This window comes from Secundilactobacillus similis DSM 23365 = JCM 2765 (assembly GCF_001311075.1).
Lineage (GTDB): Bacteria > Bacillota > Bacilli > Lactobacillales > Lactobacillaceae > Secundilactobacillus > Secundilactobacillus similis.
Window position 1 is genome coordinate 1 of record NZ_BBAD01000102.1, and the last position, 9,685, is coordinate 9,685.

6 protein-coding genes, 11 tRNA genes, 1 pseudogene, 1 riboswitch and 1 other annotated feature are annotated in these 9,685 nt (G+C 45.9%); of the genes and pseudogenes, 16 read left to right on the forward strand and 2 right to left on the reverse strand.

Annotation, left to right across the window (positions count from 1 at the left end):
• The first annotated feature begins 93 nt into the window (after positions 1-93).
• From JCM2765_RS14825 to JCM2765_RS14880, 12 genes are all read left to right on the forward strand, one after another.
• Positions 94-185: transfer RNA gene (locus tag JCM2765_RS14825), tRNA-Ser, on the forward strand.
• 17 nt (positions 186-202) lie between these two features.
• Positions 203-274: transfer RNA gene (locus JCM2765_RS14830), tRNA-Glu, on the forward strand.
• A 42-nt stretch (positions 275-316) separates the two neighbouring features.
• Positions 317-389, forward strand: a tRNA-Val gene (locus JCM2765_RS14835).
• A 5-nt stretch (positions 390-394) separates the two neighbouring features.
• Positions 395-468: transfer RNA gene (locus tag JCM2765_RS14840), tRNA-Asp, on the forward strand.
• 33 nt (positions 469-501) lie between these two features.
• Positions 502-574 (forward strand) — tRNA-Phe (locus tag JCM2765_RS14845).
• Between the two features lie 4 nt (positions 575-578).
• Positions 579-664 (forward strand) — tRNA-Tyr (locus JCM2765_RS14850).
• Between the two features lies 1 nt (position 665).
• Positions 666-736, forward strand: a tRNA-Trp gene (locus tag JCM2765_RS14855).
• Between the two features lie 15 nt (positions 737-751).
• Positions 752-826: transfer RNA gene (locus tag JCM2765_RS14860), tRNA-His, on the forward strand.
• A gap of 9 nt (positions 827-835) precedes the next feature.
• Positions 836-907 (forward strand) — tRNA-Gln (locus JCM2765_RS14865).
• A gap of 27 nt (positions 908-934) precedes the next feature.
• A tRNA-Cys gene (locus JCM2765_RS14870) sits at positions 935-1,005 on the forward strand.
• Positions 1,006-1,044: 39 nt separating this feature from the next.
• Positions 1,045-1,128: transfer RNA gene (locus tag JCM2765_RS14875), tRNA-Leu, on the forward strand.
• 168 nt (positions 1,129-1,296) lie between these two features.
• The gene (locus JCM2765_RS14880) at positions 1,297-1,707 is read left to right on the forward strand and encodes a hypothetical protein (protein WP_054737383.1); all 411 of its coding nucleotides are present in this window, start codon (positions 1,297-1,299) and stop codon (positions 1,705-1,707) included.
• A gap of 42 nt (positions 1,708-1,749) precedes the next feature.
• Here the strand turns inward: JCM2765_RS14880 and JCM2765_RS14885 are convergent, their stop codons facing one another.
• Together JCM2765_RS14885 and JCM2765_RS14890 are read right to left on the reverse strand one after the other, a co-directional pair.
• The gene (locus tag JCM2765_RS14885) at positions 1,750-1,947 is read right to left on the reverse strand and encodes a hypothetical protein (RefSeq protein WP_054737384.1); all 198 of its coding nucleotides are present in this window, start codon (positions 1,945-1,947) and stop codon (positions 1,750-1,752) included.
• Positions 1,948-2,231: 284 nt separating this feature from the next.
• Positions 2,232-2,954, reverse strand: coding sequence for a hypothetical protein (locus JCM2765_RS14890; protein WP_054737385.1), 723 nt, complete (start codon positions 2,952-2,954; stop codon positions 2,232-2,234).
• Between the two features lie 108 nt (positions 2,955-3,062).
• A riboswitch (SMK box riboswitch) is annotated at positions 3,063-3,152 on the forward strand.
• Here JCM2765_RS14890 and metK point away from each other — a divergent pair.
• The 4 genes and pseudogenes from metK to leuS all read left to right on the forward strand — a co-directional run bounded on the left by metK (position 3,150) and on the right by leuS (position 9,110).
• Positions 3,150-4,340, forward strand: coding sequence for a methionine adenosyltransferase (gene metK / locus JCM2765_RS14895; protein WP_054737386.1), 1,191 nt, complete (start codon positions 3,150-3,152; stop codon positions 4,338-4,340). It overlaps the preceding riboswitch by 3 nt.
• A 127-nt stretch (positions 4,341-4,467) precedes the next feature.
• Positions 4,468-5,933, forward strand: a pseudogene (locus JCM2765_RS18900) (MDR family MFS transporter).
• 85 nt (positions 5,934-6,018) lie between these two features.
• The gene (locus JCM2765_RS14905; protein ID WP_082405168.1) at positions 6,019-6,327 is read left to right on the forward strand and encodes a DUF960 domain-containing protein; all 309 of its coding nucleotides are present in this window, start codon (positions 6,019-6,021) and stop codon (positions 6,325-6,327) included.
• Between the two features lie 81 nt (positions 6,328-6,408).
• Positions 6,409-6,615 (forward strand) — a binding site (T-box leader).
• 71 nt (positions 6,616-6,686) lie between these two features.
• Positions 6,687-9,110, forward strand: coding sequence for a leucine--tRNA ligase (gene leuS, locus JCM2765_RS14910; protein ID WP_054737388.1), 2,424 nt, complete (start codon positions 6,687-6,689; stop codon positions 9,108-9,110).
• The last annotated feature ends 575 nt before the right edge of the window (positions 9,111-9,685 follow it).

The following is a 9,685-nucleotide window of genomic DNA, read 5'->3' on the forward strand; positions in this document are numbered from 1 at the left end:
GAATCATGTTTCATCCGACAAGCTCTGTTGTTGGGGCAACTGAATGTTAATCAGACTGCCGTTGATGACGCGTTCATCTGTCGGAGATTAATTGGAGAGTTGTCCGAGCTGGCCGAAGGAGCACCACTGGAAATGGTGTAAACGGGTAAAAGCCTGTTTCGAGGGTTCGAATCCCTCACTCTCCGTTCAACAACTTTTATATGACCCGTTGGTCAAGCGGTTAAGACACCGCCCTTTCACGGCGGTAACATGGGTTCGAGTCCCATACGGGTCATTTGGTCGTTAAGATCAAAACTTAATAACACCTTATCATCTTGGAGGATTAGCTCAGTTGGGAGAGCGTCTGCCTTACAAGCAGAGGGTCACAGGTTCGAGCCCTGTATCCTCCATTGATGGTCCGTTGGTCTAGCTGGTTAGGACGCCTGCCTGTCACGCAGGAGATCACGAGTTCGAGTCTCGTACGGACCGTTGTTAATTGAATATTAACATGATGCAACATATGGCTCGGTAGCTCAGTTGGTAGAGCAACGGATTGAAGCTCCGTGTGTCGGCGGTTCGATTCCGTCCCGCGCCATTATGGTTGGGTAGCGAAGTCTGGCTAAACGCGGCGGACTGTAAATCCGCTCCTTCGGGTTCGGTGGTTCGAATCCACTCCCAACCACCATAGGGATATAGTATAATGGTAGTACATCGGTCTCCAAAACCGCTAGTGCGGGTTCAACTCCTGCTATCCCTGTTTAATAATATGATGGCGGTATTGGTGAAGTTTGGTTAACACACCGGATTGTGGTTCCGGCACGCGTGGGTTCGAGTCCCACATACCGCCCTTGATGATTGGGTTATAGCCAAGTGGTAAGGCAACGGACTTTGACTTCGTCATGCGCTGGTTCGAATCCAGCTAACCCAGTTGGGGAGCCAGTGCATCAGATATGGTGGCGGTATAGCCAAGTGGTAAGGCAGAGGTCTGCAAAACCTTCATCGTCGGTTCGAATCCGATTACCGCCTTTCCCGTTAAGGATTGGCAAATATTATTAAATTAAACATGCCGGAGTGGCGGAACTGGCAGACGCGCTGGACTCAAAATCCAGTGTCCGTTGAGGACGTGTGGGTTCGAACCCACCTCCGGTATAATAGAATTGTGAGAACTCGAAGTTAAATTCGGGTTCTTTTTTTATTGTTTTTTAAGTTGTCTATACCAATAAACCGTGATATACTTTGCGTACAATCAAGTTGTGAAGTTATTAATTAGGTATATTAAGGGAAAATATGGGAATTAATAATAGGAGGTTATGATCAATGCTGTTCAGTGAACCGACACTGGCGGAACTGATGACGACTTATCTTAATTTACTAGAAAATAGTCGTCGATTTTTAAAGCCGGACCATCAACTCGAAATCATATTACAAATTACGGACGACACAACCGGTGCGAAAATTGAGGTTCGCAATGAGCAATTGAAGCAAGTTAGTCGATTACGAATTCGAAATGGAACTGCCGGAGTCACTGTTAATTATCAGGGGACCTCATGGCGAACGTATCATGGATTTACGATTCAAAACCATCGATTTAAACCCAAATTTTTTTGGGGATACGTCGGTACTGAAAAAATGGATCAAAACCGCTTTACGGAACATCTGGCGACTGCATTACATCCATTATTGCGGCCTAAATTAAATTGCGTTGTCTTTCCGAATCGTTTTGTGTAACTCAAAAAGACCGGTTTCAAAACGACTGTTTTGAACCGGTCTTTAATGTTGCAACGTATCCAGAATCTGATGATAAATTGCTGTTGGATTAGCATGAAGCAGATCTTGATGATTAACACCTAGCACGTTTGCTTGTTGCGTTTGTTGTTTATCAAATGCTTTTAAGATTTGGTTATCAACGACGTAAAGGTCATCGGTAGTTGGCACATCACTGAGCTGAAATGCGTGTTCTGGAATCACCGTTGATTTAATATGGTGAGTTGCTAGCCAACTTGCAAGTCGGTCACAGAAGTTAGCAACGAGGGCACTGTCAACAACTGGGTTACCAGTTAGTGAGGCTGATAGTTACCAAAGCGAATGTCGCCAACAACTTTAATATTTGCCAAAATGAAACGCCTCCTAGTTCAGGTTATGATAAACATATCATACGTCAATAATGAGGTTAGAACGCTGAATCTAAGGAGACTTTAGAAACTTTTAATGAGAATTGTCTGAAATTTTGAGTTTAGTCAAATTAATTGTACTTAGTGACAAATTAAGAGAATAACTAGGGTGAGAATTGCACCGGTCGTCAAATTTCTAGCAGTTGAAGGTCGTAAGCGACGACTGACGGCTAACCAGATCACCATGAGCAAAATGGTAACAACGCTACTAAGCCACGACTGGTGACGAAGGAGCAATGTGCAAACACTCAAAACAAGTAACGCTAGCGGAAACCATAGTCGTTGTAACTGAGTCGGGCTTGTTAAAAAGAAGTTGAGTAGGAATAATGGCAGCAATAATGTAATGAGTAGGGTGGTTGATAGGTAGTCATGCGTCAGCGTGAAATAACTGGCAGCAATTCCAGCGAGCAACATTGAGGTTGCAAACGTACCCCACTCATTGGCTAGAATTTGAGGAAAGTACCACATCAGACCCAAAATGAGGATGAACGCAATATTTAATATCGTCACTAACCCATCTGAAATGGTGGCTGAAATGAGGATCATAATCACCGTGGCGGCCAGACAGAGTTTCGTGGTTAAACTTTTACGGTACTGCGGACTCAGAATTAAAAATAAACAACTTAATAGAAGCGTTGTTGTTAAATAAAGCAAGATAACTGGCCCTAGTTGAGGCGTTCGGTACGCTTGAAAGGATGTTGCACGAACATAGCTGAAAAGACCAATGGTGTCACAGACACCAAAAAATAACGCTTGTAGCACTTGGCGGTGACGGACGATAGCGGTTTCTAAGTTAGTTAGCATAGGTTTTAGTTCCTTTTTAGTAATAGCTTAATCGTAAACATTTTTCTTGGGCGGGTCAACGAAAAATGACCTTGCCATGTCAAATTACTCAAAATTGTGATAGACTAGTAAAGTTATGAGTCTTCATTCCCGATAGGATTCACTAGCTCTAGTGAAGATGCCTTGTAACCGAAAAACGAATTGGGGGAATTTTTTATGCAAGAGAAACATTTGTTTACGTCGGAATCTGTCTCAGAGGGTCATCCAGATAAAATCGCTGATCAAATTAGCGATGCCATCTTAGATGCCATGTTGGCACAGGATCCGGATGCTCGGGTTGCCTGTGAAACATCAGTCACGACCGGGTTAGTTTTAGTATTTGGTGAAATTTCGACCAGTGCTTACGTGGATATTCAACACGTTGTTCGTGAAACCATTAAGGAAATTGGTTACACGGATGGTAAGTACGGGTTTGACGGTGACAACTGTGCCGTTCTTGTCGCAATTGACGAACAATCACCTGATATTGCGCAAGGGGTCGATGAGGCCTTGGAAAACCGCGAAGGCGATACGGATCCACTGGATCAAATCGGTGCCGGTGACCAAGGGTTGATGTTCGGCTACGCCATTGACGAAACGCCAGAATTGATGCCATTAGCAATTTCACTGTCACACCAGTTGATGCGTCGAATCGCTAAGGTGCGTAAGGAAAACATCCTTGACTACCTTGGCCCAGATGCTAAGGCTGAAGTGACGGTCGAATACGATGATGCGGGTAAGCCACAACGCGTTGATACGATTGTGATTAGTACCCAACATTCCGAACGGGCAACGTTGGATCAAATTCGTAAAGACGTGATTGCTCAGGTCATTAAACCAGTTATTCCAGCTGATTTATTAGATGATCAGACGCGTTACTTGATCAACCCAACTGGCCGATTTGTCATCGGGGGTCCTCAAGGGGACGCTGGTTTGACTGGTCGGAAGGTTATCGTTGATACCTATGGTGGTTATGCGCACCATGGTGGCGGGGCCTTCTCTGGGAAGGATGCCACTAAGGTTGACCGTTCCGCAAGTTACGCAGCGCGCTACATTGCTAAAAACATCGTTGCTGCCGGATTAGCACACCAAGTTGAAGTGCAACTGGCCTACGCAATCGGGGTTGCGCAACCCGTTTCAGTTTCCGTTAACACGTTTGGTACCAGTGATGTTGCTGAAAGTGATTTAACGGCGGCAGTTCGCAAGGTCTTTGATCTACGTCCAGCCGGGATCATTCAGATGCTTGATTTGAAGCGGCCAATTTACAAACAAACCGCCGCTTACGGGCATTTTGGTCGGACTGATATCGACTTACCTTGGGAACACACGGACAAGGTTGATGAGTTAACTCAAGCCTTGAACCGGTAATTGTTGAATTAAATTTGATTTAAGCATAACGATCAACTTTTATAGCTGGTCGTTATTTTTGTGGCGGGAGCAATTGGCTCTCAATCTGCGTTGGGGGTGCGGGCCAACGCAAAACGAGGAATAGAAAATGAAGTCAAATACAACCAATGTGCCGCTGGTAACAATTGCCATTTTTATTGCGACGTTTATGTCTGCCATTGAGGGGACAATCGTGTCAACCGCAATGCCAACAATTGTGGGGGATCTTCACGGTGTCGCACTGATGAACTGGGTATTCTCCATCTTTTTGCTGACAAACGCGATTGCGACCCCGATTTACGGCAAATTATCCGATATGTTTGGCCGCAAGCGTCTGTTCTTAACCGGGTTGGCGATTTTTATTGTCGGCTCGACGTTATCTGGACTGGCGCAAAATATGACTGAGCTTATTATTTGGCGCGCGGTTCAAGCATCGGTGCCGGGTCGATCATGCCAATTTCATTTACGATCATTGCCGATATCTATCCGTTTGAAAAACGGGCGCGGGTGATGGGGTTTAATGGATCAGCCTGGGGAATTGCGTCAATTGTTGCCCCGTTGTTAGGGGGATTTATCGTTGACCAACTGACTTGGCACTGGATCTTTTTTATCAATATTCCGGTGGGGTTATTGGCAATGGTCATGATTGGCGTTTGTTTGAAGGAAACCAAGCGAACAAGTCATCAACACTGGACCTTTTGGGGAGTTTATTACTTTCTGTTGGGCTCTTGGCGTTGATGTACGGGTTTCAAGTCATGGGTGAAACCAGCTTAATTGGCCAATTTTAATCGTGAGTTTCTTGGTGTCAATTGGCAGTTTTGGCCTATTTATCCGTCACGAAGGTCGAACAGTGAACCCAATTATTCCGCTAGGGCTGTTTAAACAACGAACGTTCGTCACCCAAAACTTAGTAGCTGCGCTTATTAGCGGTTTTTTGATGGGCTTTGAAGTTTACCTGCCAACGTGGACGCAGGGGTTACTTGGCTTACCAGCCTCACTGGCGGGGTTTGCGATTACCCCCAGTTCACTGATGTGGATCGTGGGGTCGTTCGTTGCCGGCAAACTGCTACTTGTCACAACCCCAAAGCGAATCATTGAATTGAGTTTAAGCTTCATCTTAATCGGCGGCCTCGCGATGGCGCTTGTCCCAGAATCGACACCGTTTGCGTGGTTCTTCCTAATTGCCGCAATTTGTGGGACTGGGTTTGGGATTACGATCACAACCACGACCGTGACGGTTCAAAGTCAAGTCGAACCCAAAGATGTTGGAGTTGCAACATCGTTAAATACCTAAGTCGAACCCTTGGCCAGACCGTCATGATCGCGGTATTTGGGATCGTCATGAACGTTCAAATGGCGCGTGGCGTGACTCGGCATGCGGGGACAACGCTTGACATGATGAATAAACTGATCAATCCGCAAACTGCCACGGAATTACCTGCTAAACTGTTAGCGCCATTACGGGAGATTTTATACAGTGGACTGCACTGGATTTTCATCATCGGCGTTGGTTTAATTTTATTAGCTTACGTCATCAATGGTCTTGATCGATCACGCCCCAAGGCAAGTGACTAACTTTTTGAGCTGAAAGCCAGCGCAATGTGCTGAAGTGCGATATACTAAGCATTACGATATCTAACAGGAAAGTGAGACGATCAATGTGTTTGAAAGTAGTCGTCCTAGATTTGCTAGCTTCGGCATCGTGAGTGCGTTGCCAGGTGAAATCATCGACCAGGTCTGGTATATTATTGATAATAATTTAAAAGGAATGTTTCGATTAGACGAAATCATTGGATTTAACCTCGTAACGAACGATGGCCGCTTGCGGTTTGATTTTTTACAAGGTAACGAAGTGGTGGCCAGTTTTGATACGCCATTCCCGGCAAGCTCGGATTATCCGGCGGCTTTGTGGGCGTATGATGATGGCAGTAATCAAATCATTATGTTGCCGAAAGAACCACTTGGTTAAACTTCAGAATGAATCTGAGTTTAATCTGAGACCTATTGCAATTTCGGTCAACGTTTGGTAGCATAAAGACATTCGAATCTATTAAGGACTGATGAGGACTAATAGATGTTTTACCCCGTTAAGAAAGCGAATGGTTGCTGTGAATTCGCCGGGAAAGACGTCGAACTCGTCTCGGAGTTTTTTTAACTGAATCAAAGTAAGTTAAAACGCGAATGCCGCGTTATGGCATAACAAAGCGCCGTACTGTACGGGAATGTTAGGTGGTACCGCGGATATTCCGTCCTACAAGAAACTGAGTGGTTTCTTGTAGGCTTTTTTAGTTTTCAGATAGTTTTAATTCAGAAAGGGAGCGTGTTGGTTTGGCTTATAATCACAGTATTATTGAACGCAAATGGCAACACTATTGGAAAGAAAATAAAACCTTTAAAACGGCTGATGACAGTGCAAAACCTAAGTTTTATGCACTAGATATGTTCCCATATCCATCAGGACAGGGGTTACACGTTGGACACCCTGAAGGTTATACTGCAACGGACATTGTTGCGCGGATGAAACGGATGCAAGGCTTTAACGTTTTGCACCCAATGGGCTGGGATGCCTTTGGTTTACCTGCAGAACAATATGCGCTGAAGACCGGTCATAACCCAAAGGACTTCACTGCCCAAAACGTAAAGAACTTCAAACGTCAGATTCGCTCACTGGGCTTCTCATACGATTGGGATCGTGAAATTAACACAACTGACCCAACTTATTACAAGTGGACCCAATGGATCTTCGAACAACTTTACAAGCGTGGGTTAGCTTACGAAGACAAGATCATGGTTAACTGGGCCCCTGACTTTATGGGCGGGACCGTTGTGGCTAACGAAGAAGTTATCGATGGTAAAACTGAACGTGGTGGGTACCCCGTATACCGGGTACCAATGCGCCAATGGGTTTTGCGGATCACGGCTTACGCTGACCGCTTGATCGATGACTTGGATGACCTTGATTGGCCTGAAAGCATTAAGGAACAACAACGTAACTGGATCGGTCGTTCAACCGGTGCCAGTGTATTCTTTAAGGTTGCGGGTCAAGAAGACAAGCAGGTCGAAGTTTACACGACTCGTCCTGACACGTTGTTTGGTGCCTCATACATGGTCTTGGCGCCAGAGCACGACCTCGTTGACCAAATTACGACGCCAGAACACGCTGACGAAGTAGCCGCCTACAAGAAGGCAATTGAGAGTCGTTCTGACCTTGAACGGACTGACTTGAACAAGGATAAGACCGGGGTATTTACCGGTGCTTACGGCATCAATCCAATCAACGGCGAAAAATTGCCAATCTGGATTGGTGACTACGTCTTAGCTTCATACGGGACTGGGGCAATCATGGCTGTGCCAGCGCATGATGACCGGGACTACGAATTTGCTAAAAAGTTTGATTTGCCAATCAAGCAAGTCATCGAAGGCGGTAACGTTGACGAAGCAGCCTTTACTGAAGATGGCCCACACGTGAACTCTGGCTTCTTGAACGGTATGGATAAAGCAACTGCCATTGATGCCGCTATCGATTGGTTGGAAGAACACGATGCTGGCCACAAGAAGGTCAACTACCGCTTGCGTGACTGGATCTTCTCACGGCAACGGTACTGGGGCGAACCAATTCCAGTGATCCACTGGGAAGATGGTGAAACCACATTAATTCCTGAAGATGAATTGCCATTGCGCCTGCCTAAGGCTAAGCAATTGGAACCATCAGGTACTGGTGAAAGTCCATTGGCTAACCTGGATGACTGGGTCAACGTGGTTGACGAAAACGGTCGTAAGGGGAAGCGTGAAACCAACACCATGCCACAATGGGCTGGGAGCTCATGGTACTTCTTGCGTTACGTGGACCCACACAACGACAAGGCTGTCGCAGATCCAGAGAAGTTGAAATACTGGATGCCAGTTGACTTGTACGTTGGTGGTGCGGAACATGCCGTTTTGCATTTGCTATACGCTCGATTCTGGCACAAGTTCTTGTACGATATCGGGGTTGTACCTACCAAAGAACCATTCCAAAAGCTAGTTAACCAAGGGATGATTCTGGGAACTAACCATGAAAAGATGTCTAAGTCAAAGGGGAACGTTATCAACCCTGACGAAATTGTCGATCAGTATGGTGCCGATACCTTGCGGGTCTACGAAATGTTCATGGGGCCATTGGATGCTGCCAAGCCTTGGAGTACTGAAGGAATTGCCGGTGCTCACCGTTGGTTGGATCGGGTATGGCGTTTGATCATCGATGATAACAACCACTTGCGCGATCGAGTAACGACGATCAACGACGGTAAGTTAGACTTGATCTACAACCAAACTGTTAAGACCGTTACCGAAGACATGCAGGCGCTTCGCTTTAACGTTGCCATTTCACAAATGATGGTCTTCGTTAACGAAGCCTTTAAGGCCGATAGTTTACCATTGGTTTACATGGAAGGCTTAGTGAAGATGCTGTCACCAATCGCACCACACATTACGGAAGAACTCTGGGCCTTGATGGGTCATGATAAGACCATCACCTACGCTAAGTGGCCAACTTACGACGAATCCAAGCTTGTTGTGGACGAAGTCGAACTGGCTGTTCAAGTGAACGGGAAAGTTCGGGCTCACATCACTGTGGCTGCGGATGCTGAACAAGACGCGATTAAGGAAGCTGCTTTGGCGGATGAAGTCGTTAAGACTTACACCGAAGGGCATGAACTTAAGAAGGTCATTGTTGTGCCAAAGAAGATCGTCAACATTGTTGTTGGCAAATAATTGAATCTATGAAATTGTGAAACGCCGATGGCTGATGCTGTCGGCGTTTTTTGTTGTTCGGGAATCGCTTGTGTCCAGCGTAAGCATCATTGATGTACGTTTGTGAAATGTGATTTGTGTGAACTGACGATTCCGTTCAGCGACTAGGTTCCAGCTGTGGGGCCGGCCTGAGCCAAAGGGCGGTCTCAGTCCTCAAATCGAAGCCTCGCCAAAAACCGTGCGAGTCTTCAATTTGTCCCCGATAATTGGTGGTTGTCGGAAGTTCGTCAACAACCACCAATTATCGCGACACAGCTTCCACCTAGTCGCTGACCGGAATCTCATATTGCGCAATTCGGCACTATCGCAGAACATCTCAAAACGCGTTGAACGGTAACGTCATCTTATCAAATCAACATAGACGTGACGGTCAACTGATGAAGCTCGGCATCACGCAACCGTTAGTCCATTGCGGATACTGAACATTGACCACAATTGCTTCTGCAGTTGTCGAGTTATTGTCTAACGTTGCCGGTACACAGTTTAGTCAACTTCAATATGTGACAGTCAGCGGTTCTAGTTGACAACAGCGCATC

Excerpts from the sequence above, each read along its gene's own strand:
- JCM2765_RS14880 (WP_054737383.1), top strand. The coding sequence starts at position 1,297 with ATGCTGTTCAGTGAACCGACACTGGCGGAACTGATGACGACTTATCTT.
- metK (WP_054737386.1), top strand. The coding sequence starts at position 3,150 with ATGCAAGAGAAACATTTGTTTACGTCGGAATCTGTCTCAGAGGGTCAT.
- JCM2765_RS14890 (WP_054737385.1), bottom strand. The coding sequence starts at position 2,954 with ATGCTAACTAACTTAGAAACCGCTATCGTCCGTCACCGCCAAGTGCTA.